The organism is Taylorella asinigenitalis MCE3, assembly GCF_000226625.1.
Taxonomy (GTDB): Bacteria; Pseudomonadota; Gammaproteobacteria; order Burkholderiales; family Burkholderiaceae_B; genus Taylorella; species Taylorella asinigenitalis.
In genome coordinates, this window is sequence record NC_016043.1 from 1,429,674 (window position 1) to 1,452,099 (window position 22,426).

At 38.6% G+C, this 22,426-nt stretch carries 22 protein-coding genes; 9 read left to right on the forward strand and 13 right to left on the reverse strand.

Going from position 1 to position 22,426, the window contains the following annotated elements; translation table 11 throughout:
- Genes TASI_RS06740 through accB form a run of 4 tightly spaced genes read right to left on the reverse strand, consistent with a single transcriptional unit; the run spans window position 1 to window position 3,848 of the window.
- Window positions 1-1,026, reverse strand: a complete 1,026-nt coding sequence (locus tag TASI_RS06740; protein ID WP_014112016.1) for a zinc-ribbon and DUF3426 domain-containing protein — start codon at window positions 1,024-1,026, stop codon at window positions 1-3.
- Window positions 1,007-1,936 (reverse strand): 50S ribosomal protein L11 methyltransferase, encoded by a 930-nt coding sequence (prmA, locus tag TASI_RS06745; protein WP_014112017.1) that lies wholly within the window; start codon window positions 1,934-1,936, stop codon window positions 1,007-1,009. The genes TASI_RS06740 and prmA overlap by 20 nt, the downstream gene beginning before the upstream one ends.
- Before the next feature lie 59 nt (window positions 1,937-1,995).
- Window positions 1,996-3,342, reverse strand: coding sequence for an acetyl-CoA carboxylase biotin carboxylase subunit (gene accC / locus TASI_RS06750; protein WP_014112018.1), 1,347 nt, complete (start codon window positions 3,340-3,342; stop codon window positions 1,996-1,998).
- A 26-nt stretch (window positions 3,343-3,368) separates the two neighbouring features.
- A complete protein-coding gene (gene accB, locus TASI_RS06755; protein WP_014112019.1) occupies window positions 3,369-3,848 on the reverse strand; it encodes an acetyl-CoA carboxylase biotin carboxyl carrier protein in 480 nt (159 codons plus the stop codon).
- Between the two features lie 176 nt (window positions 3,849-4,024).
- Between accB and mpl the strand changes: the two genes are divergently transcribed.
- The 4 genes from mpl to TASI_RS06775 are packed head-to-tail and all read left to right on the forward strand — an operon-like array spanning window position 4,025 to window position 9,275.
- A complete protein-coding gene (gene mpl / locus TASI_RS06760; RefSeq protein ID WP_044978143.1) occupies window positions 4,025-5,392 on the forward strand; it encodes a UDP-N-acetylmuramate:L-alanyl-gamma-D-glutamyl-meso-diaminopimelate ligase in 1,368 nt (455 codons plus the stop codon).
- A 3-nt stretch (window positions 5,393-5,395) separates the two neighbouring features.
- Window positions 5,396-7,276, forward strand: coding sequence for a ribonuclease catalytic domain-containing protein (locus tag TASI_RS06765; protein ID WP_014112021.1), 1,881 nt, complete (start codon window positions 5,396-5,398; stop codon window positions 7,274-7,276).
- Window positions 7,273-8,427: an LPS export ABC transporter permease LptG gene (lptG, locus tag TASI_RS06770; RefSeq protein WP_014112022.1), complete on the forward strand. Its 1,155-nt coding sequence runs from the start codon at window positions 7,273-7,275 to the stop codon at window positions 8,425-8,427. Before TASI_RS06765 ends, lptG begins: the two co-directional genes overlap by 4 nt.
- A complete protein-coding gene (locus tag TASI_RS06775; RefSeq protein WP_014112023.1) occupies window positions 8,424-9,275 on the forward strand; it encodes a symmetrical bis(5'-nucleosyl)-tetraphosphatase in 852 nt (283 codons plus the stop codon). The genes lptG and TASI_RS06775 overlap by 4 nt, the downstream gene beginning before the upstream one ends.
- On the opposite strand, the gene TASI_RS06780 is transcribed toward TASI_RS06775, so the two are convergent.
- Genes TASI_RS06780 through TASI_RS06805 form a run of 6 tightly spaced genes read right to left on the reverse strand, consistent with a single transcriptional unit; the run spans window position 9,276 to window position 13,483 of the window.
- Window positions 9,276-10,052 (reverse strand): lysophospholipid acyltransferase family protein, encoded by a 777-nt coding sequence (locus TASI_RS06780; protein ID WP_228359739.1) that lies wholly within the window; start codon window positions 10,050-10,052, stop codon window positions 9,276-9,278.
- Window positions 10,039-11,325: a dihydroorotase gene (locus TASI_RS06785; RefSeq protein ID WP_014112025.1), complete on the reverse strand. Its 1,287-nt coding sequence runs from the start codon at window positions 11,323-11,325 to the stop codon at window positions 10,039-10,041. Before TASI_RS06785 ends, TASI_RS06780 begins: the two co-directional genes overlap by 14 nt.
- Window positions 11,322-12,272, reverse strand: coding sequence for an aspartate carbamoyltransferase catalytic subunit (locus tag TASI_RS06790; protein ID WP_014112026.1), 951 nt, complete (start codon window positions 12,270-12,272; stop codon window positions 11,322-11,324). Before TASI_RS06790 ends, TASI_RS06785 begins: the two co-directional genes overlap by 4 nt.
- Before the next feature lie 4 nt (window positions 12,273-12,276).
- Window positions 12,277-12,738: a Holliday junction resolvase RuvX gene (gene ruvX, locus TASI_RS06795; RefSeq protein ID WP_044978145.1), complete on the reverse strand. Its 462-nt coding sequence runs from the start codon at window positions 12,736-12,738 to the stop codon at window positions 12,277-12,279.
- Window positions 12,731-13,312 carry a YqgE/AlgH family protein gene (locus tag TASI_RS06800; protein WP_044978147.1) on the reverse strand — a complete coding sequence of 194 codons (582 nt, stop codon included), beginning with the start codon at window positions 13,310-13,312 and terminating at the stop codon, window positions 12,731-12,733. Before TASI_RS06800 ends, ruvX begins: the two co-directional genes overlap by 8 nt.
- 6 nt (window positions 13,313-13,318) lie before the next feature.
- The gene (locus TASI_RS06805) at window positions 13,319-13,483 is read right to left on the reverse strand and encodes a rubredoxin (protein ID WP_014112029.1); all 165 of its coding nucleotides are present in this window, start codon (window positions 13,481-13,483) and stop codon (window positions 13,319-13,321) included.
- A 57-nt stretch (window positions 13,484-13,540) separates the two neighbouring features.
- Here TASI_RS06805 and thiE point away from each other — a divergent pair, with 57 nt between their 5' ends.
- Genes thiE through TASI_RS06825 form a run of 4 tightly spaced genes read left to right on the forward strand, consistent with a single transcriptional unit; the run spans window position 13,541 to window position 18,292 of the window.
- On the forward strand, window positions 13,541-14,182 hold the full coding sequence (gene thiE / locus TASI_RS06810) for a thiamine phosphate synthase (RefSeq protein ID WP_014112030.1): 642 nt from the start codon (window positions 13,541-13,543) through the stop codon (window positions 14,180-14,182).
- 1 nt (window position 14,183) lies between these two features.
- Window positions 14,184-15,479, forward strand: coding sequence for a glutamate-1-semialdehyde 2,1-aminomutase (hemL, locus tag TASI_RS06815; protein ID WP_014112031.1), 1,296 nt, complete (start codon window positions 14,184-14,186; stop codon window positions 15,477-15,479).
- Window positions 15,479-17,167 (forward strand): DEAD/DEAH box helicase, encoded by a 1,689-nt coding sequence (locus TASI_RS06820; protein ID WP_014112032.1) that lies wholly within the window; start codon window positions 15,479-15,481, stop codon window positions 17,165-17,167. Before hemL ends, TASI_RS06820 begins: the two co-directional genes overlap by 1 nt.
- Window positions 17,168-18,292 carry a class I SAM-dependent methyltransferase gene (locus TASI_RS06825; protein WP_014112033.1) on the forward strand — a complete coding sequence of 375 codons (1,125 nt, stop codon included), beginning with the start codon at window positions 17,168-17,170 and terminating at the stop codon, window positions 18,290-18,292.
- Here TASI_RS06825 and TASI_RS06830 read toward each other — a convergent pair.
- Window positions 18,258-19,379: a tRNA nucleotidyltransferase/poly(A) polymerase-related protein gene (locus TASI_RS06830; RefSeq protein ID WP_044978294.1), complete on the reverse strand. Its 1,122-nt coding sequence runs from the start codon at window positions 19,377-19,379 to the stop codon at window positions 18,258-18,260. The genes TASI_RS06825 and TASI_RS06830 overlap by 35 nt on opposite strands.
- Window positions 19,380-19,446: 67 nt before the next feature.
- Between TASI_RS06830 and TASI_RS06835 the strand changes: the two genes are divergently transcribed.
- Window positions 19,447-20,016, forward strand: a complete 570-nt coding sequence (locus TASI_RS06835; protein ID WP_014112035.1) for a 5-formyltetrahydrofolate cyclo-ligase — start codon at window positions 19,447-19,449, stop codon at window positions 20,014-20,016.
- Window positions 20,017-20,045: 29 nt separating this feature from the next.
- Here TASI_RS06835 and TASI_RS06840 read toward each other — a convergent pair whose 3' ends face one another.
- Window positions 20,046-20,243, reverse strand: coding sequence for a YbdD/YjiX family protein (locus TASI_RS06840; protein WP_014112036.1), 198 nt, complete (start codon window positions 20,241-20,243; stop codon window positions 20,046-20,048).
- Between the two features lie 9 nt (window positions 20,244-20,252).
- The gene (cstA, locus tag TASI_RS06845) at window positions 20,253-22,364 is read right to left on the reverse strand and encodes a pyruvate/proton symporter CstA (RefSeq protein WP_014112037.1); all 2,112 of its coding nucleotides are present in this window, start codon (window positions 22,362-22,364) and stop codon (window positions 20,253-20,255) included.
- Window positions 22,365-22,426: the final 62 nt, after the last annotated feature.

Below are 22,426 nucleotides of genomic sequence, written 5' to 3' on the forward strand. Positions count from 1 at the left end.
TTATTTTGAAATTGATAATTTAAATTTTGTTATTGCGGGAGCTGGAGCTGCAAATTTAATTTGAATATGCTTTTGCGATTTTGACGTAAATGCTTCTTTATCTTGTGCTAAGAGATAATCCTGTGGTCTCAAAATTTTGCTATAGAGAATGGCATCTTGGTCATTTTGCAACTCTAGAAATAGCGGTGGCCATGCTATGTCATATTCGCTTTCATTTACAAGAATTGATTGTAGTTCATATGTAACCGTTTTATTAGTTGCATCTTCTTGAAGAACTTGTAAAAACTTATCTGTAATATTAACTTCAGATGCATCTTTTAAAAGATCAAGCTTACATCCTAGTACATCGCACATTTGCTGTACATATGGTCTAGATACTGGCAATGCCGACACAATCGCATTCCTGAAGAAAAAAATTGCTTGAAAAATTAAAAGCAACAATAAAAGTAGGCTGATAAACCCAGTTAAAAATGATCCGCCTTTTCTAGAATCTTCATACTCCTCATAAGCCTCATCTTCGTTCTCGTACTCGTCAGATGCGTAATCATCTGGATCAAGTACTAGCGGTCTCTCCACCCTCTTTTCAGTGATATAGTGCGAGTCATCTGTTGAGGCGGTTCTTGAGTATTCAGCTTCAGTATTCCTATTTGTGCGGATAATAAAATCATTTAAGCCACGCTCAGAACTTGGTTCATATCGAATTTGTGTAGTTTGATCTCTAGGTGGCAATGTCTCTGCAACCTCGTGTTCAGTTTTAATCGGCTCAGTAGGCTGTTCAACATTATTTTTTTGAATAGAAATTATTTTTACAGCTGGTACTTTAGCTGGAATATTTTGGGGAGCTGTACGAATAGGTTCTTCTAACTCATCATCTTCTGTAAGTAAAGGAAAATCATCTTCGATTAAGTTATCGATGGCATTAAAAACTTCCCTACAATGGCCGCATCTAACACGACCCTGTTTAAAGTCTAATTGTTCCTGCGTAACCTTTAATATCGAATGACAGTTAGTACACTGAGTTCGCATTTTTAACTCCACTTAAACAAACCCAACCATCCTTAGCCTTCCATATGGATAGCTGTATAAATTCAGAATAAACCTCGATTAGTTCTTCAGCTTGCCTCTCTAAAATACCTGAAAGCACAACACTACCTCCATTCTTTAAACGAGCAACAAGCATAGGTGCCAATAATTTCAAGGGATTAGAAAGTATATTTGCTACAACAATATCGTACTGGCCTTCAGGAAATTCATTAGGGTCAAAAAATTTAATTTCCGTATCATTATTTGAGGCGTTGAATTTAGCTGTTTCTACAGCCTGCTCATCGATATCAACCCCTACAACTGGAGAAGCTCCTAGTTTATAAGCAATTATTGCAAGGATACCGCTTCCACAACCATAATCAAGTAATGATTTATCCTCTACATTATTTGAATAAATCCATTCTGCACACAAACTAGTAGTGGGGTGACTGCCCGTGCCAAAAGCCAAACCCGGATCTAGATTAATAATAGTTGCTTCATCTAAATCTGCAGATTTAGTTCCATCCTTATGCCAACTTGGCAATATCCATAATTTTTCAGCCAATTGAATAGGAGGAAACTGAGATTGTGTCAATGGCACCCAATCTAAATCTGGAACTTTTTGGATTTTAAAAGAGAAATTTGTACTAAATTTTTCATTTAAAGTATTAACGATTTCTTCGCATTCTGTTTTGTCTTCAAACAGGGCTAGCAAATTATTTTGATTCCAAGTTTGAATATTGGAATCAGTACTTTCTTCACCATGTTGAGGAGGTTCCCCAAAAATTGGGTTCTCTGAAGGCGTGTCCACATCTGCATCAAGCAAGGATACAGACAATGCACCTAAATCTAACAAATAGTCAGAAACCTCGTCGGCAAGTTCTTCGGATGAATGGATAACAAGTTCAATCATATAAGCACCAAATTAGAGCCTATATTATAAGAAACCCCGAAAATTTCGGGGCTCTTTGCTTATTTCAATTCAGATAATCGTTTTTCAAGATAATGGATTGTGGTGCCACCTTCTTTAAACTTAGGATCTTGCACTAACTGTCTGTGTAAAGGAATATTAGTCTTAATTCCCTCTACTACCATCTCAGATAAGGCAATACCCATTCGTTTTAGAGCTTGTTCTCTGGTGGAACCGTAGGTAATTAATTTACCTATCATCGAATCATAATTTGGTGGAACCTTATAACCTGCAAATGCGTGAGAGTCTAATCTCACCCCTGGTCCACCTGGTACATGCCAAGTTGTAACCAATCCAGGAGAAGGAATAAATGTAAATGGATCTTCAGCATTTATGCGACATTCAAATGCGTGACCTAATAACTTAATATCCTTTTGTTTATATGGAAATGGCTCTCCCGCCGCAATCAAAATTTGAGCTTGAACTAAGTCTATTCCAGTAATGCATTCAGTGACTGTATGCTCTACTTGAATCCTAGTATTCATCTCGATGAAATAGAACTCACCTTTTTCATATAAGAATTCAAAAGTACCCGCACCACGGTATTTCATGTTTTTGCAGGCTTTGACGCAACGCTCACCAATTTTTTCCACTAATGATCTATCAATACCAGGAGCAGGAGCTTCTTCAATAACTTTTTGATGTCTGCGTTGCATTGAGCAGTCACGCTCCCATAGCCAAACAGCTTGTCCTAGACCGTCCCCAAGAACTTGAATTTCAATATGCCTTGGGTTTTCAAGGAATTTTTCCATGTAAACTTCGGCATTTCCGAATGCGGCAAGAGCTTCGGTTTTGGTAGTTTGAACTGCACTTAAAAGAGCTGCTTCTGTATGTACAACACGCATACCGCGACCACCGCCTCCACCAGCAGCTTTAATAATTACGGGATAACCCACTTTATTTGCGAGACGTAAAATTTCTTGAGGGTCATTTGGCAATGCTCCCTCTGACCCAGGCACTACTGGTACTCCAGCTTTGATCATAGCTTGCTTAGCAGAAACTTTATCTCCCATGACTCTAATTGATTCAGGATTCGGCCCAATAAAAACGAAACCACTGTGCTCTACACGCTCAGCAAAATCAGGGTTTTCTGAAAGAAAGCCATAACCTGGGTGGATAGCTTCTGCATCAGTAACTTCAGCTGCTGCAATGATAGATGGCATTTGAAGATAACTTTGTTGGGGTGCTGCGGGTCCAATGCATACCGACTCATCGGCTAGTTTTACGTACATGGCCTCGCGATCTGCCTCTGAGTGAACTACAACTGTTTTAATTCCTAACTCTCGGCAAGCTCTTTGAATTCTAAGTGCAATTTCCCCACGATTGGCAATAAGGATTTTTTGAAACATAAATGTCCTAAAAATGTCGTGATAATTTAGCCAATAACAAATAATGGCTGACCATACTCAATTGGTTCTGCATTTTCGACTAGAATTTCTTTAATTACTCCAGACTTATCTGCCTCGATTTCATTAAGTAATTTCATAGCTTCGATAATGCATAAAGTATCACCCTCTTTGACTGACATACCTACTTCAACAAATGGAGGTGCACTAGGATTAGGTGCTCTATAGAAAGTGCCTACCATAGGAGCTTTAACTATATGACCAGAAATTTCGCGTTTAGTTTCCCCAGCGGATTCAGAACTAGCTGCAGGAACAGGTGCAGTTTGAGCAGATTGTTGTATAGGTGCAGGTGGCGGTGCGTATGCTTGAACTTGAGGCTGTGGAGTATAAGCAACAGGCGTTTGTTTTACAATACGAACTTTGCTGTCGGCACCTTCAGTAACTTCAAGTTCAGAAATATCAGACTCAGCAACTAAGTCTATAAGTGTTTTTAACTTTCTTAAGTCCATAGAATCGCCTTAAAAAAACTGTAATATAAATTTAGAAAATAAGGTAATTTTAAAGACAATTTGATGAAAATGTCTACATTTTTGTAACTAATAGGGCAAAAATGTGTTTATAAAGTGCAATGCTTCATTAGATAGTAGATAATATAAGGTTAAATATTTTTCCTCTTAAATTGATAATGCATATACATATTCTTGGTATTGGTGGTACCTTCATGGGCGGACTTGCACTTATAGCTAGATCTGCAGGTCATAAAGTAACTGGTTGTGATATGGGCGTATATCCACCTATGAGTGAGCAACTGAAAGAACAAGGTATAGAATTTACAGATGGATTCCAAGAGGATCAAATAAATCTAAATCCTGATCTATATATTGTAGGAAACGTAGTCACTCGCGGAAATCCATTAATGGAGGCTATTTTAGAGAAAGGATTGCCTTATACATCTGGCCCGCAATGGCTTGGAGATCATATACTTCGAGAACAGTATGTTTTAGCTGTATCAGGCACTCATGGAAAAACTACTAGTTCCTCAATGCTTACACATATACTGCAATGTGCTGGATTAGAGCCTAATTTTTTAATTGGCGGAATTGCAAAAGACTTCAATATTTCCGCCCGTTTTACCCCCGATTCTAAGTACTTTGTAATTGAAGCGGATGAATACGATACGGCATTTTTCGACAAGCGATCAAAGTTCGTACACTATCACGCAAACATTGCCATCATAAACAATATTGAATATGACCACGCAGACATTTTTCCTGATTTAAAGGCAATTGAAAACCAATTCCATAATTTTGTACGCATTTTACCAAGAAATGGCACACTTATCGTTCCAAGCAAGGACGAAACTGTAGCAAGAATTTTAACTAGAGGCCTATATTGTGACAAAGTTGAAGTTGGTCCTGATGGAGCATGGTCTTATTCAAATGTCTCTGACTCTACTGAATCATTTGATATTCTTAGAAATGGAGAAAAAATCGGATCTATAAAATGGAAACTTACTGGAATACACAATATTAAAAACGCACTCTCTTGCATAGCTGCAGCTGATATTATTGGAATTGAACCTGATAAAGCATGTGAATATTTAAGTAAATTTTCTGGCATAAAAAGACGAATGGAAGTTTTAGGTAATCCTAAAAACATTACCATTTATGATGATTTTGCTCATCATCCGAGTGCCATTGCCACAACCATTGATGGGCTAAGAAAGAAAGTTGGTGATGCGAGAATTATTGCTGTATTAGAGCCTAGGTCGAATACTATGAAATTGGGGACCATGGCGAAATTATTGCCACAAGCTCTTATTAACGCAGACGAAATTTATATTTATGGTGAACTTAATGGCAAACATGCTCTTGGCTGGACACCTGAAGAAATATTCGGTCCCAAAACCAATGTTCATATTTTCCATAATATTGAAGAATTAAAATCTGCAATCCTTAATGTGGCCGTACCAAATGACCATATTGTGATTATGAGTAATGGAAGTTTCCAGGGGCTTCATAGAAAACTACTTTCTGAATTAGAAAAGAATTAATAAATGCATTTAGTATACGAAGAGGCAGGTAAATTAAAGGTCGGTAGCATTTCTAAAGACGCACCAGCTACATATCAGGTCACTACTACTTCAGGAAAGGTAGTTAAGGTAAAAAAGCAGAATGTGCTCTTTGAATTTGATGATATTGACCCTAAAAGCCTTCAAGAATCCGAATTGCCTAAAATTGATATGCCTGCTCATGAACTATGGGAGTTGATACCTCAAGAAGGCATTGATTTTGAAAATCTAGTTGAACTTTGTGCAGACGAAGGAAACAATAATACTAAATTCAAATATTCTCTTTTAGAATTTATAAGAAATAATCCCATATATTTTCAAAAAAAAACTAAGACTTTTTTTGTGCCCGCTCCTAAAGAACAGATAGAGTCCGCATTACTTGCAAACGAAAAGAAAAGGAAACAAGAGGAGCTTTTGAATTCATATGTAGATGGATTGTATAAGAAGGCATTGCCACAAGAAATAAATAAAGATCCACAAATTTTCTTAAATAAAAACAAAAGTCCACTATTTTATAAAGCACTTGAAATTTATCTCAAAGAGACCAATAAAAATTTGAATTCTTTGATGATGGAGTTGGGTTTATTTGATAGCGAACTAGATCTGCATAACTATCTAATATTAGATAAATATCCTGATTTAAAAAGAAGTCACACATTTGGGCTGGATGTAAAGATTCCTGACACTAAAACTTTAAGCTCATATAAGCTTGAAAAGGCTACAGTTAGTGCATATTCGGTAGATGATGAAAACACTACTGAGATTGATGATGCATTTAGTATCGAGCATATTGATGGCGATATTTACGCATTAAGCATTCATATTGCTGCACCTGGTTTGGTTTACGATAAAGGAAATTGGCTACACAAAATTGCGGCTAATAGAATGTCCACTTTCTATTCTCCAACCGATAAATTTACTATGCTACCTGATGAAGTTGTGAATTCTTTCTCTTTGGTTGAGGGTATAGAGAAACCAGCCGTCTCTCTATATTTGAAAGTAAATATAGAGACGGGTGAGGTTTTGGAGCATACAAATAAAGTTGAGTTACTTGAAGTGAAAGAAAATCTTTCTCTTAATAAATTCGACGATATCATTACTGAGGAGTTTTTAAACTCTGACTCTAATGGAGAATTTAGTAAATATAGGGACATATTTAAACCTTTGCTTTCTTTTGCTAAGGCTCGTAGCAAGATTAGAGAGGCATATAGGGGCTATCCTGAGACTCAAAGAAATGAATACTTCTTTAATATTAGTGAGGATTCAAGTAAGGTATCTATAATCCCTCGTAACAGAACCTCACCGCTAAACTTTATTGTTGCTGAACTGATGATTCTATGTAATTACACATGGGCAGAGGATTTAAGCAAAGCGAGAATACCAGCAATATTTAGAGGATATAGTTATGGACGAACAACTCATGGTTTAAGCCCAGCCCCACACGCTTTAATTGGGGTAGATAAATATGCATGGTTAACCTCACCTCTCAGGAGATTTGTTGATTTAGTAAATCAGGCCCAATTAATTGCATATATAAATGGAGGTATGGCTGCTAAATTGATTTCTCCTTTCAAACCTAAAGATGATGAATTGCATAAATTAATTGCTGCATTTGATGATACGTACTCAAATTACAATATTTTCCAAACAAATTTAGAAAAATACTGGTGTTTGCGATATATCATTCAAGAGAACATTACTGAAGTCAAAGCAACTGCTATAAGAGATAATATAGTTAGATTTGATGATTTACCTTTTGTATGTGAACTAGAAAAATCCTATGCTTTTGAAAGAGGAGAACCTCTTAATTTCAAAATAAATTCCGTGGATTTGGCCGCCCTAACCTTAGATTTAAATTTATTATGAAGTCAGCCATAAAGCTACTATCTAAAGAAATTTATAAAACATGTGCACTAGTTATCTTAGTGCTCCTAGGACTGTTTACATTTTTTGAAACGATTGAAGAGTTTGACAAATTAAACGAAATTTATACTCTTTGGGTGATGCTTGCATTGCAGGCTTTTCAGCTTCCTACTAGACTTTATGACATTCTCCCGATTGGGCTACTTATTGGTGCCGTTGTAGCCTTAGCAAATCTTGCACAGAGAAACGAGCTTGTAATATTAAGAGTTTCTGGACTAAGTAGCAGAAAACTTTTATTAATGCTCTGGTGGATTACAGTACCTATAGTTATTTTTGCGACCTTACTTTCAGAAGTTATTACTCCTTGGGCCGATCAAAGAGTTAGTGCGATAAATATGGCTGTATTAGGTAAAAAAAGCAATCAATTGGATTCAGGTTACTGGTTTAGGGAGCCTTCTTCTAAAGATACCTATAGGGTGATTAATCTTCAAAACTTAATAGATAATAAAACTGTTGAAGGCATAAAGGTATATGAGTATTCAATTGTAGATAATCAATTCAAAAGACTACTCATAGCTGAAAAAGGTGAACTAGCAAACAAAGAATTAAAACTATTTAAAGTTATTCAAACAGATAGTCTTATAAATATGGATAAAGTTCTGAATACAGAACATGACCCAGTTATTAAAGGTTCTAATTCACAAAAAATGGATATGGTTTCATTGCCAACATCATTAACTGAAAGCCGGCTATTGGCTTCAGAACTAAAACCTGATCGCATGTCTACTTTGAAATTGCTGGATTACTTAGATTATCTTGAAGAGAATAATTTAGAAAAAAATAGGCATGTTGTGGCATTGTGGAGAAAGCTAAGCTATCCATTTGCATTGATTGTTATGATTACCTTGGCCACTCCTCTAGGATTTGTACAGAATCGCAAAGGTGGGGTTGGGGCTAAAATATTTATTGGAATATTAATTGGTATTGTTTTCTTTATGGTAAATCAGCTGTCACTAAATATGGGTATGCTAAGTAATTTACCACCATGGATTACGGCCTTATTGCCAAACATAATAGCTATGGTTTTGGCCATGGGAGCCTTATATCTAATTGAAAGAAAACCTAAACCTAAACCTCCAATTTTATCGACATGACTAAATCTAAGAATAAAAAATCTGTGTGGGCTATAGGGGACGTTCAAGGGTGTTATGACCCCCTTAAGAAACTGCTCGACTCAAAAGAAATCAAACATGATGAAAATTCTGAAATTTGGTTTGCTGGGGATATTATTAACAGAGGACCAAAATCTTTAAAAACTATTCGCCATATCATGTCTATGGGCGATAGTGCCAAAACAGTTTTAGGAAATCATGATTTGCATCTTCTAGCATGTTATGCAGGATTTAGAAGAGAAAATAAAACCGATACAATCAATGAAATTCTTAGTGCTCCCGACGTAAAAGATATTATTAATTGGCTACGATCTAGACCTCTAGCACATTATGATCAAGGGCATCTATTGGTGCATGCGGGAGTATTGCCAAAGTGGGACTTAGAAAAAACACTAAGCCTTGCAAAAGAAGTTGAAGAAGCTTTGCAATCAAAAAATTGGAAAAAATATCTCGAAAAGATGTACGGCAATGAACCAAATAGATGGACAGAATCGCTAAAGGGTTCACGCAGACGCAGGGTTATTATTAATTCTTTTACACGTATGCGTATGTGCTTTCCAGACGGATCTATGGAATTTGGATCTAAAGAAGCTCCTTCAAATTCAAAACAGTTTAATTTAGTTCCTTGGTTTGAAGTAGCCGACCGCAAATGCAAAGACACAACCATAATCTTCGGCCACTGGTCCACTCTTGGACTTATGGTCAAGAAACATCTGATAGCATTAGATACTGGATGTGTATGGGGCGGGAAATTATCAGCTATTAGGCTATCAGATAGATTATTGGTTCAGGTTGACGGGGATAATCGCAAACCCAAAAGAAAAATTTAATTATCTTGAGGATGTTTGAGGTGCTGCTACTTCATTTAGTAGTTGCTGATATACGAAATCCGTAAGTTCCTGTCTTGAAAGCTCGCCTTTATCGGGCATCTGCATCATTGGAAGATACTTCACGGTAACGCCTACCTTTCTACTACTTAGCAAAATCCAAAGATTTTTTATCATGCTTTGATCGCCTACAAATGCGACTCGTCCACTTCTCTCTCCTTTATATGTAAAAAGAAGGGCAACTGGCTGAACAGGGATCTCCATCTTAATAGCCACATCGAATAAACCGCTATATAGTGGCAATACTGTGAAACCCTCAGTTGTGGTACCTTCTGGAAATAGCCCAATACTATCTCCTCTTGAGAAAGTTTCCGCCATCTTATCGTTGATATCTCTAAGTCCTTGACGAGAACTGCGATCAATATATATCGTACCAACAGCAGAAACCATCCAACCTACGATAGGCCAGTCTTGAATCTCCATTTTGGCAATAAATCTGTTTATCCTTCTGCAATTTAATAGGAAAATATCAATCCACGATACATGATTAGCCACGAGCAAAACTGGACCATCCAATACTGGTGTGCCTTTATATTGAATCTTAATTCCAGTTGATTTAACTAGAGCTATAGATAGCCTACGAATAACTTCATCACGTCGTTTTCGATTTAGAACTTTATAGCCTAAAACCAAAAACACCATGCCCGTTAGAATAATAAGCGCTAGAAATGTAAATCTAGCAATAAATCTCAGAAGTGGCAATAAACTACTCCCTCTCAAAAACTAATTTACCTCCAACAAAAGTTTTAAGCACTTTTGCAGGAAGAGGATAATTTAGGAAGGGAGTATGATAATTTAAGCTAGTCAAAGTGTCACTACTTGGTGTCCATTCTGTCTCTATATCCACGCATATTAAATTAGCCTCGGCCCCCTCTTTTATAGTACCGATACCAGAATTTTTAGAAATTACATCTCCTGGTTTATTGCTAACTAATTGAATTGCATCAAGTAAAGAGACATTATTTTGCTTAGCCCACTTAATAATTGCACTTAATAAAATCTCAAAACCCACAGCTCCAGGGCTTGCTTCTGCAAATGGAACCTGCTTATGGTCACTACTTACGGATAAATGATTTGAGCTAATTGCATCGATAGTTCCATCAATTAAGCCCTGTGTTATCGCATCTCTATCCCTTTGAGATCGTAGAGGTGGATTAAGCCTAAAATGAGTATCAAAAAAGGCAATGTCTTGATCGATAAAGTGAAGATTATTGATTGAAACATCGCACGTTATGGGCAAATTTTGTTTTTTTGCTTCCCTAACAATATTAATACCCTCTGCACTAGTTAGATTGGAAATGTGCAAGGTGGTCATAGTACTCTTTTGTAGGGCAAATAAAGTATTTAGGGCAATAGTTTCCGCCTGAACTGGTACACCTGGCAATCCTAAACGTGAAGAATAAGCACCACTAGCCATTACACCTGAGTCAGTCAAATTTGGTTCTGATGCTTGTAGCCACAAAGCCAATTGATGCGTTCTTGCATACCGCATGGCTCTATTAAGGGTAGATAGATTAATGAGCGGCTTATTTGATTGCGAAAATCCAATACATCCTGAATTTTTTAAAGTTGACATAGGTGCAAGAACTTCTCCCTTCATGCCTAAGGTAAGAGCACCTAGGGGATATACTTTCGATAAACCGAGATCTGATGCGTTTCTTAGTAAGGTGTCTACCAGTCCTGGCTCATCTAATATTGGGTGCGTATCTGGAGATAATACAATGCTTGTAATCCCTCCAGCGACTGCCGCTCCGAGTTCACGTTTGAGATCGGAATAAAGATCATTTCCATGTTTTAGATGTGAACATAGGTCTACTAAACCAGGCATAACAACTTTGTTCTTTAAATCGATAACTTGAACATCGCTTATATTTTCGTATTTGGCGTCTTTCGCTATTTTTGTGATTTTTCCATCATCAATTTCTATGGTGGCAATGCCGTCGTATCCCTCCATCGGCTCTAGTAATCGAGCATTAGTTAATACATACTTCATTTTGCACCCCCAAGAATTTTCATAACAGCCATACGTACCGCAATACCGAAAGTTACTTGATCCAATATTACAGCCTGCGGTCCATCTGCAATTCTTGAATCAATTTCTACACCTCGATTCATAGGGCCAGGATGCATAACAATTGCATCATCCTTAGCTAATTTGAGTTTTTTAGCTGTCAGTCCATACGTTTGATAGTATTCATGAGCTGATGGCAATAAAGCTCCGCTCATCCTTTCATTTTGAAGACGCAACATAATTATTACATCAACGTCTCTAAGCCCCTCTTCCATATTTGTAAAAACTTTAACGCCAAGTTTATCGATTGCGGTTGGTAGAAGTGTCAGTGGCCCAATCACTCTAATCTCGGCGGCACCAAGAGTGGTCAAAGCATGTATATCCGAACGAGCTACACGCGAGTGCATAATATCACCAACTATAGCCACCGTAAGATTAGAAAAATCTTTTTTATAGTGACGAATAGTGTACATATCAAGTAAGCCTTGGGTTGGGTGAGCATGCCAACCATCTCCTGCATTTACTACATGTACATGGTCCTTAGTATGGTTGGCAATAAGATATGGTGCTCCACTAGCATTATGTCTAACTACAAAAATATCAGCTTGCATAGCTGATAAGTTGTCGATAGTGTCTAGGAGCGATTCTCCCTTAGCAGTTGAGGATGAGGAAATATTCAGATTGAACACATCAGCTGAAAGTCTTTTAGCGGCTATTTCGAAGGTAGTACGTGTCCTTGTAGAATTTTCGAAAAAAAGATTGAATACATTCTTGCCGTGAAGATACGGATATTTTTTGCTTTCCTGAGCTGCAGCTGTTGCAAACTCCTTAGCTGTATCAAGAATGTGATAGATAATATCTTTGGGCAACCCTTCTGTAGACAATAAGTGAATAAGTTCACCATTCTTATTTAATTGTGGGTTATACATTTAACTATTCCTGTTTATGGGCATTAGAAACTAGATTATGGTTATATTGAGGATTAAAAAATCTCTCAAGTATAACGGCTGCTGCATAATGATCCTCATCTGGTCCGCAGTGACAGATTTCCTGAGCTTCGATACTACTAAATCTTTCATCTATTAGTTCTACGGGAAGATTAAATCTACCCTTAAGTTGATTTGCAAATTTTCTTGCTAATCTACTGGCCTCTTGTTCTTGACCATTTAGAGTAATAGGTAAGCCGACCACTAATAAGTCTGGATTCCATTCGGAAATAAACTTCGCAACACCTGCGAATCGAGCAACTATCGTATCATTTTTAATAATACCAAGCGGTCTAGCACTCTTAGTAACTGAATTACCTAAAGCAACTCCAATTTTTTTCATTCCATAATCAAAAGCTAGAATCGTCATATCTTTTGAAATTGGCTTACTTTGAGAAGAATTAGGCATTGCCGCTGCCACCGTGAAGATCATGAGGCTCAATTCCTATAAGTTCAAACGCTTTACGATACCTATCTTCAATTGGTACTTCAAACATAAGAGATAAATCACTCTTTAGCGTTATCCAATAATTAGAGACTATTTCTTCTTCTAGTTGATTCGGAGCCCAACTGCTATAACCGTTAAAAACAACAATTCTTTTAGGATTAATTCCCTTAGAGAAATCTTGCAGGACTTCAGGACCATCAAGCATTTCAGGAATGGCATCGCCTTCAGTAACCACCAATATATGATCAAGGCCCAGTGGCCCGCCAGTTAGGATTTTAGATTCAGGAAATTTTTCCTGAATCTTGCTCCAGCTATCACTTGGGATTTCTTTAACGTTAGCGTCGTCAATATCGGGATTCATAGGGTCGACAAATTCCGACAAATCGTGAGGGCTCGGTTTATTAATCACTACTCCCAATGCCCCATCATCATCATGTTTCAAAATATAAACAACAGAATTATCGAACACGGAATTGCCCGTAGATGGCATGGATACCAAATAGTATCCAGAGAGAATGAGCTTATTAAGGGTCATTTCAAATTACATAGGAATTTCTTGGAAATCGTCCTTTGTTCCACCGCAATCAGGACAAGTCCAATTAGCAGGAACATCCTCCCACTTAGTACCTGGTGGAATTCCAGACTCTGGATCACCAAGTTCTTCATCATAGATATGACCACAAATGATGCACATATATGTCTTCATAAGCTATCCTAGAGTTAAAATTCAATTTTACAAAAAATTTTAATCAATCATATTTTTATGACTATACCAAAAGGACTTTACGGAATAACCCCTGATTGGGATAATTTTGATAAAGTTATTGAAGCCGTTAGGGTGGCTTGCGAAGCTGGCTTACCGATATTGCAATTTCGTAGAAAAAAAGAAGAGCCTTATAAATTAAGATTAGAGCAATGCAAAAGAATCAGGGACATTTGCCTTAGGGAAAATACTTTATTTATAGTCAATGACAGTATTCAATTAGCAATGGATTCTCAGGCAGATGGAGTGCATTTAGGGCGTGAAGATATTGTTTACAGGGACATTGCCACCACATATGCTTTAGAGAGGGGAAATTTTGTTATTGGGTATAGTTGCTATAACAGCTTAGATATGGCACGGGATGCGGTTAAAAATGGTGCCTCATATATAGCTTTTGGGGCTATGTACCCATCTCCCACAAAGCCAAATGCTGTAAAAGCCGACACGAATCTTATAAAAGAAGCAAAAAAAGAATTTGTTGATATTCCTATAGTTTGCATTGGTGGTATAACATTGCAAAATGCTTTGCCTTTAATTGAAGCAGGGGCAGATAATGTGGCGGTAATTACAGGGTTGTTTGAAAGCGAGGACATTGCCAAAGCGGTAAGGGAATTTAAGAATTTATTTGAACATTGGAAATGATATGACTACTAACGAAGCTATTTTTGAACGCGCACAAAAAACGATTCCGGGGGGCGTGAATTCTCCTGTTCGTGCATTTAAGTCTGTGGGCGGAACTCCGAAATTTATTAAGAAAGCCCTAGGCGGATATATGTGGGATATAGAGGGTAAAAAATATGTTGACTATATCGGCTCATGGGGGCCTGCTATTGCGGGTCATGCAAATCCTGAAGTCCTTGAGGCTGTGCACAAAGCAGTAGCAAATGGTTTGTCTTTTGGGGCTCCAACTGAGGCGGAAGTTCTGCTTGCTGAGCGTATCTGCGAATTATTGCCTAGCATTGAACAAGTGCGATTAGTGAGTTCTGGAACTGAAGCAACCATGAGTGCTATTAGACTGGCTCGTGGCTTCACTGGTCGCAACAAAATTTTAAAATTTGAGGGTTGCTATCATGGTCACTCAGATAGCTTGCTTGTTAAATCAGGGTCAGGATTATTGACTTTTGGAAATCCTTCATCGGCGGGCGTTCCAGAAGAGTTTGTTTCTCATACTATCGTTATTGAATATAACAATATCGAGGCTGTACGCGAATGTTTTTCTAAATATGGTTCTGATATCGCATGCGTTATCGTAGAGCCTGTTGCAGGAAATATGAATTTAGTTAAACCTACAAAAGAATTTCTACAAACTTTACGTGATGTTTGCGATGAATATGAGTCTGTGCTTATTTTCGATGAAGTTATGACAGGATTTAGAGTAGGTCTTGACTGTGCTCAGGGGCATTTTGGAATCAAGCCTGATATGACCACTTTAGCTAAGGTTATCGGGGGTGGCATGCCTATTGGGGCTTTTGGTGGTCGCCGCAATATTATGAGCAAAATTGCACCTCTAGGACCAGTTTATCAAGCAGGGACATTGTCAGGAAATCCTGTGGCTGTAGCTGCGGGTTTAAAAACTCTTGAAATTATCTCAAGACCAGGGTTTTATGATGGACTTAAGTCTTATAACGAGAAATTCACGAGGGGTTTGAGTGATATTGCCACAAAAAAAGGAGTTAAATTCTGCACTGACTTTATAGGTGGCATGTTTGGGTTATACTTCTTGGAGTCTGTGCCTAAGAGCTTCCCAGATGTTCAAAAATCAGACACGGATGCATTCAACATTTTCTTCCATAAATTACTAGAAAATGGCGTGCATATTGCGCCGTCAGCTTATGAAGCTGGCTTTATCTCTGCCTCACATGATGAGGACAGCCTAAAAATAACATTGACAGCAGCTGAAGCGGCATTTGAGGCCGTGGCTGCACATAAAGGGTCTTAATGAACGACAGTAATTTTGCCGATCTAGGCATTGAGCAGATACTTCTTAAATCTTTAGAGAGGATTGATTTTCGTAATCCAACGGAGGTACAAGTTAAGTCTATTCCACTTGCACTTGAGGGTAAGGACTTAATTGTTTCTGCTCAAACTGGAAGCGGTAAAACTGCGGCTTTTATGCTTCCATCTATTCAAAGACTTTTGCATGAACTTGAAACACGGCCACAAACTGAGGAAATATCTAAAGCTAAATCTTCGCGACGTAAAAGAGGTAAGTCAACGGCGAATCCCCCTAAATACGGTGTACAAATTTTAGTCCTTACACCTACTCGAGAACTTGCTATGCAAGTTGCGGATGCGACGAAAGAATTTATTTACGGATTTAAAGGCGTGCACATTGCCACCCTAGTAGGGGGGATGGCCTATGGACCGCAAATAAACTCACTCTCACGCGAGGTAGAGATTATTGTAGCTACGCCTGGAAGGCTTTTGGATCATATTAAAGCTGGTCGCGTAAAATTGCACAATCTTAAGGTGCTTATTTTAGATGAAGCTGACCGCATGCTCGATATGGGTTTTATTCATGATATTAAAAATGTGGTTGCTGAAACTCCAGATGAAAAGCAGACATTGCTTTTTTCTGCGACATTTGAAGGAAATACCGTTAAGCTTGCAAAAGAGATGCTTAAATCACCTGAGAGGATTGTGGTATCTGACCATAAGGAGAAGCATCAAAATATCGAGCAATTCCTTTTTTATGCAGACACTGTGGGCCATAAATTTAAATTGCTTGAGGCTTTGCTGCGTGATCCAGATGTTGATCAAACAATTGTTTTTACTAAAACTAAACGTGGGGCTTGCGATTTAGCGAAACGTCTAAAAGATTTGGATTTTAAAGCGGGCGAGTTGCACGGCGATATGAATCAGGGTCAGAGAAACCGCACTATTCAAGCTCTTCAAAAAGGCCGAATTAAGGTGCTAGTAGCTACAGATGTGGCCGCACGCGGTATCGATATACAGGGCATAAGCCATGTTGTGAATTATGACTTGCCTATGCAAGCGGAAGATTATGTGCATCGCATTGGTAGGACTGGGCGTGCAGGAAGAGATGGGCGTGCATATACATTGGCACTTTTATCTGAACGTAGGGCGGTTCGATTTATCGAGAATTATATTTCTCGTGAACTCGATATCGCCGTGATACCTGGTTTGGAGCCTGTTGGTCGTGGAGCTATCAAGAAGAAAGGTTCGGCTGGAGCTAGCGGAACGGGACGTGCAGGCGGTCGTGCGGGAGGCCGTGCGAGTGTTGCAGGCGGTCGTGCGGGAGGACGTGCGGGCAGCGGTGCAAGCGGTAGTCGCAAAAAAACAAGTGATGCTAAAGCCAGTGGAGCTCGCAAGACTTCTAGCACTTCTCATACAAGCGATTCTCGCAAGTATAAAAGGAATGAGGATGAGCGTGTTTCCTCGAACAAAAGACGTTCAAAATCCGAGAACTCTCTAAATGACAGCAAACGCACAAAACCTACAAGTAAAACTAAGACTGAAAGTAATTCTAAGGTCTCTGCCTCGAATAAACCTAGAACAAAAGGCGGCGACAGAAGCTCAACAGGAGGCCCTAAATTTTCAGAATGGGAACGAGGTGCTCGCAGTAATAAACCTAAACACATCAAGAGAAGACAATCAAAAAAATAGATGAAAAATCTACCCAAGCCTTCCGAAGAAGCCCTTGAAATTAGCTCTAAGCTCGATAAACATATACGCGAAAAATTTTCTAATCAAGAGGTCATAGAATTTGACAAATGGTTGAGCGAAGTGCTGTATGCACCTAAACTTGGATACTATACAAATGCATTGCCAATTTTTGGGGCAAAAGGGGATTTTATAACCGCCCCGGAAATAAGCCCCTTTTTCGGACGATGCATGTGGAATCAAGTGCTACAAATTCTTGAGCAGTGTGAATCAAAATGCGTATTGGAGTTTGGAGCTGGCTCGGGAGCTATGGCTAAGCAAATTCTTGAGGCTTCGGCTAGCGACAAAATTAAATACTTTATACTTGAACTATCTGCGGATTTAAAATCTCTACAAAAAGAGACACTCGCTGAATTTTTAGATGATATCGTTTGGCTTGATACCTTGCCCGATAAATTTGAAGGCTGCATAATCGCTAATGAAGTACTTGACTCAATACCTCCTAAAATTTTCGAATACTCTGATGCTGAAGGCTTACTCGAGATAGGAGTGCGTGCCACTAAAGTAGGATATGAGTTTGATAGAGTGGGCATTGCCACCCAAAAGGATATTGCACAGCGAATTCCACAAATCGACGGCTATAGAAGCGAAGTAAATTTACAAGCAGAAGCGTGGATTGCGTCTCTAGCAGGGCTTCTTACAAGAGGTGGGGTTTTATTAATCGACTATGGATTTGCAAGAAGCGAGTTCTACCATCCGCAAAGAAATGAAGGCACAATAATGTGCCATTTTAAACATCATACGCATCCCGACCCTTTGATAAATCTAGGCATTCAAGATATCACATCACATGTTGATTTCACTGCTATTGCAGATGCGGGCATTGATGCGGGTCTCGAGCTTTGGGGGTATACAAATCAAGCGAGTTTCCTTATTTCATGCGGTTTGGAGCAAGAGTTAAACAAGGCACAGAATTTAAATCATGCTCAGAAGGCAGGCATAAATACTCTTATATCGGAAGCTGAAATGGGCGAGCTTTTTAAAGTAATGCTTTTCTCAAAAAATTTGGATTGGCCAGATGCTCCCGTTGGATTTACGCTTTCAGATCGTCGATATAGTCTTGGATAATTTGCAATCGAGAATTTTGCACGTGCTCCTTGATCTGAAGCGGCGAAAGATTGATCAAATCCGCTGTAGGCACTGTTATTACAAGCTTGATAATTTCAGCCCACTGTGCGTGGCTTAAAGGCCCCTCATTTTCCAAAAGAAGATTTACTACTTCAAGAAGTGCCAAAAATTTACTTGGTTTTCTTAGACCATCGACTATAGTAATTGCCTCTAAAATCTGTTGTGGCTGTAGTTGAATATCTTTCAAAATCTCATATAAAAGTGGCAATGATTTTGCATACTCTCTATATTCTCGAGGAACGGCAAATTGAGGTGCTATAAAATCTGGAAAATAGCTCGTAAAAACGCAGTATTGACGAATCAAATCAAAACCCTCATTTCTACCTCTATCTAGGTAATCCCCTTTCTGTGGTACTTGCATGTTTGGAAAAAGTATTTTTATTGCACCTACTTTTTCCATAATTTGAAAAAACTTGCTTGGAACATTTTCAATCAATGCACGTGAAAGTTCCCTCCATACACGCTCTTGAACAAGTGCATCAATTTCACCCTCTTCTACCATCTTGCGACACAGATCTATAGTCTCCTGTGCAACAGAGAATTGATCAAAACGTGCTAAAAATCGGCCTAAGCGCAATATCCGTACAGGGTCTTCAGAAAATGAATCACTTACATGTCGAAATACTCGATCCTGCAAGTCTTTATATCCGTTAAAAGGGTCAATTAAATTACCCTCTCTATCTACGGCCATTGCATTTATTGTGAAATCGCGGCGCCGCAAATCTTCTTCTAAACTAACGTCACCAGTGAAAAAACTAAACCCGTGATAGCCTTTTGAAATTTTTCTTTCTGTTCTTGCAAGTGCATATTCCTCACCTGAAATAGGATGAATAAATACTGGAAAGTCTGCACCCACTGGCTTGAATCTTCGCGATTCCATCTCATCTGGTGTGGCACTTACTACTACCCAATCCCTATCTTTAATTTTCAGTCCTAGCAAACTGTCCCTAACGGCACCGCCCACACAATAGACTTCTAACCCTTTGGTTAAGGAGTCACCGGTAAATCTTAATGAATCAATTTGCATAATACGTTGAAATAATTGAGTAGCAATTAATATAATATAAATGTAATAAATTATATAGGCTCTACATTTGAAAGATTTAACCCGCAAAGATTTACTCTTCATCAGGGATTCTAAAAGCCTTGAGGAACTGGCGGAATCTAGTGAGGCTGTTTGTGCAGTCCTACTAGATTTTATTAAATCCAAATTCCCGAATCCTTGTGTGATAGCGGCTTATTGGGCTATTAACTCTGAATTAAATTTAAAAAAATTGCTCAATCAACTTCACGTTGAAAAATACAAAATTCTATTGCCAGTAGTAACAAAATCAAATCAACCCTTATCTTTTGCTTTATGGACACCCGACACATTTTTCGAATACAACAAATTTGGTATCAGTGAGCCTATAAGTCCGCTTGTTGACACGGAACCAGAAATAGTTTTAGTTCCAATGATTGGATTTACGCAAGATAAACATAGAATCGGCTATGGTGGCGGATATTATGATAGGACTCTTGGTCGATGGCTAAAAAAGGGTATAAAACCTATGAAAGTAGGAGTAGCTTGGTCTGATTGCGAGATTGATAAGGAATCAAAGTTAAACATAGAATCGCATGATATAGCCATGGATTTTATTGCCACAGAGAAGGAAATAAAATAAAGCGGCCCTTATAAGGACCGCTTTGATTTTCAACAACACTTAAATCCGCCTTTCCCGCCATAACGAGCATCTTGTCGCTCGCGGAAAAACTCTTTATATGTCATAGGAGTTTTATCTGGATGGTTGCGTTCCATATGCTTAAGATAAGTATCATAGTCGGGCACACCCACCATCAGGCGTGCCGTCTGCCCTAAATACTTAGCTGTATCTTTAAGTGAAAACATCATATTTAGCCCCTACACTTTAGTTGCTTCCAATGGCAGTGGCTCGTATGGAATCTCAGCTGAATGAGGCTCTTTGCGTTTAAGAGCTTGAAGGCTTGATTTCACAGCAAACACTGCGATAGAAACTACAACTAACATGAAAAATGCTGTCAAGAATCCATCCAATCTATTGTTGAAAATAACTTGTTCAACTTGCTCTACAGATTTGAAAGTTCCTGATGCAACAAAGGGAACATCGATAAATTTCTCTTTAAGGGAGTTTGCAAGTGCGAAAAAACCAACTTTTGGATTATCCGAGAACACCTTAATCCAGCCCGCATAAAGAGTAAATATCATAAGCGCAATGCTTGGGAAAATAGCAATCCATGCAAACTTCTCTTTTTTCATTTTGAAAAGTACTACTGTGCATAACAATAATGCAATAGCTGCTAGCATTTGGTTAGCAATTCCAAATAAAGGCCATAGAGTATTAATACCTCCTAATGGATCGACCACACCTTGATATAAGAAATAGCCCCAAGCAATAACAACTAATGCAGTAGCAAATAAGTTCGCTGGCAATGAATCCGTTCTTTTTAAACCTGGACTTACTAAACCTAATAAATCCTGAAGCATAAATCTTGCAGAGCGAGTACCCGCATCTACAGCTGTCAAGATAAATAGGGCTTCAAACAAAATAGCAAAGTGATACCAGAACGACATAGAGCCTAAGAATGACAATGCTTCATGCAAAATCATAGCCATGCCCACAGCAAGTGTAGGAGCACCGCCAGCACGAGAAATAATAGTTGATTCACCAACATCTGATGCATATTGTTGAATAGTCTCAGGCGTAATCAAGAAGCCTATATTGGTCACGGTATTTGCTGCTGCAGCCGCTAAATCAGCACTTCCTTCGGGATTTAAAAATGCTACAGGGCTATTCATTACAAAATAAACACCAGGGTCAATAATGGAAGCAGAAATCAAGGCCATGATAGCTACAAAAGATTCCATCAACATACCACCATAACCAATTAGACGTGCATGCGATTCGTTTTGAAGCATTTTAGGTGTTGTTCCCGAAGAGATAAGTGCATGGAATCCGGAAACAGCTCCACACGCAATTGTAATAAACAAGAATGGGAACAAATCGCCCTTCCACACAGGACCTGTACCATCCACAAACTGTGTCAACGATGGCATCTGCATTTCTGGTCTAACAAGAACAATACCAATTGCTAGTGCAACAATAGCACCGATTTTCAAGAATGTTGATAAGTAATCGCGAGGAGCTAGTAGCAACCAAACAGGAAGTACCGCAGCTACGAACCCATACACTACAAGAATATAAGTTAAAGTTTTACCATCATAATCAAAATACTTAGCTAGATCTGGATTGGCTGCGACATCACCGCCCCAAATAATTCCTAAAATCAAAAGAACCATACCAATTATGGATACTTCTAATACGCGACCTGGGCGAATATATCGTAAATACACCCCCATAAATACTGCAAGCGGAATCGTATAAATAACTGTGAATGTACCCCAAGGGCTATGTGTCAACGCTTTCACCACAATCATAGCTAATACAGCAAGAATAATGACCATGATCATAAAGCAAGCTACCAGGGCGATTATGCCAGGAATACGACCCATCTCCGAGCGGCAAAGCTCACCAAGAGATCGACCATCTCTACGTGTAGAGATAAAAAGAACCATAAAGTCCTGAACTGCCCCTGCGAAAACTACGCCCGCAAGAATCCAAAGCATACCAGGAAGATACCCCATTTGAGCTGCAAGCACTGGTCCTACTAGCGGCCCTGCTCCTGCAATCGCAGCAAAGTGGTGACCAAATAAAACCGCCTTATTCGTAGGAACATAATCCAGCCCATCGTTATGTCTCCAAGCTGGAGTATTTCGCGTAGGATCTAATCCCAAAGCATTGCGTGCGATATAGAGACTGTAGTATCGATAACCAATAAGATAAACGCAGATTGCGGCTATAAGTACCCATATTGCGTTAATAGATTCACCTCTTTGCGTAACCGCTATATAGCCCAACAAGAAGGCCCCGAGCACGGCTACACCAAACCAAAGAATGTGATTTATTATGCTATTTGAACTAGATTTGGTATGCATAGTTAAACCTCATAAGATATTTTCCACTAATTATAGATATAAGGTTTAAGTTGTCTATATTT

Bases quoted from the DNA above. Each gene is read 5' to 3' on its own strand.
- TASI_RS06740 (WP_014112016.1), bottom strand. From the start codon at position 1,026: ATGCGAACTCAGTGTACTAACTGTCATTCGATATTAAAGGTTACGCAG.
- prmA (WP_014112017.1), bottom strand. From the start codon at position 1,936: ATGATTGAACTTGTTATCCATTCATCCGAAGAACTTGCCGACGAGGTT.
- accC (WP_014112018.1), bottom strand. From the start codon at position 3,342: ATGTTTCAAAAAATCCTTATTGCCAATCGTGGGGAAATTGCACTTAGA.
- accB (WP_014112019.1), bottom strand. From the start codon at position 3,848: ATGGACTTAAGAAAGTTAAAAACACTTATAGACTTAGTTGCTGAGTCT.
- mpl (WP_044978143.1), top strand. From the start codon at position 4,025: ATGCATATACATATTCTTGGTATTGGTGGTACCTTCATGGGCGGACTT.
- TASI_RS06765 (WP_014112021.1), top strand. From the start codon at position 5,396: ATGCATTTAGTATACGAAGAGGCAGGTAAATTAAAGGTCGGTAGCATT.
- lptG (WP_014112022.1), top strand. From the start codon at position 7,273: ATGAAGTCAGCCATAAAGCTACTATCTAAAGAAATTTATAAAACATGT.
- TASI_RS06775 (WP_014112023.1), top strand. From the start codon at position 8,424: ATGACTAAATCTAAGAATAAAAAATCTGTGTGGGCTATAGGGGACGTT.
- TASI_RS06785 (WP_014112025.1), bottom strand. From the start codon at position 11,325: ATGAAGTATGTATTAACTAATGCTCGATTACTAGAGCCGATGGAGGGA.
- TASI_RS06790 (WP_014112026.1), bottom strand. From the start codon at position 12,272: ATGTATAACCCACAATTAAATAAGAATGGTGAACTTATTCACTTATTG.
- ruvX (WP_044978145.1), bottom strand. From the start codon at position 12,738: ATGCCTAATTCTTCTCAAAGTAAGCCAATTTCAAAAGATATGACGATT.
- TASI_RS06800 (WP_044978147.1), bottom strand. From the start codon at position 13,312: ATGACCCTTAATAAGCTCATTCTCTCTGGATACTATTTGGTATCCATG.
- TASI_RS06805 (WP_014112029.1), bottom strand. From the start codon at position 13,483: ATGAAGACATATATGTGCATCATTTGTGGTCATATCTATGATGAAGAA.
- thiE (WP_014112030.1), top strand. From the start codon at position 13,541: ATGACTATACCAAAAGGACTTTACGGAATAACCCCTGATTGGGATAAT.
- hemL (WP_014112031.1), top strand. From the start codon at position 14,184: ATGACTACTAACGAAGCTATTTTTGAACGCGCACAAAAAACGATTCCG.
- TASI_RS06820 (WP_014112032.1), top strand. From the start codon at position 15,479: ATGAACGACAGTAATTTTGCCGATCTAGGCATTGAGCAGATACTTCTT.
- TASI_RS06825 (WP_014112033.1), top strand. From the start codon at position 17,168: ATGAAAAATCTACCCAAGCCTTCCGAAGAAGCCCTTGAAATTAGCTCT.
- TASI_RS06830 (WP_044978294.1), bottom strand. From the start codon at position 19,379: ATGCAAATTGATTCATTAAGATTTACCGGTGACTCCTTAACCAAAGGG.
- TASI_RS06840 (WP_014112036.1), bottom strand. From the start codon at position 20,243: ATGATGTTTTCACTTAAAGATACAGCTAAGTATTTAGGGCAGACGGCA.
- cstA (WP_014112037.1), bottom strand. From the start codon at position 22,364: ATGCATACCAAATCTAGTTCAAATAGCATAATAAATCACATTCTTTGG.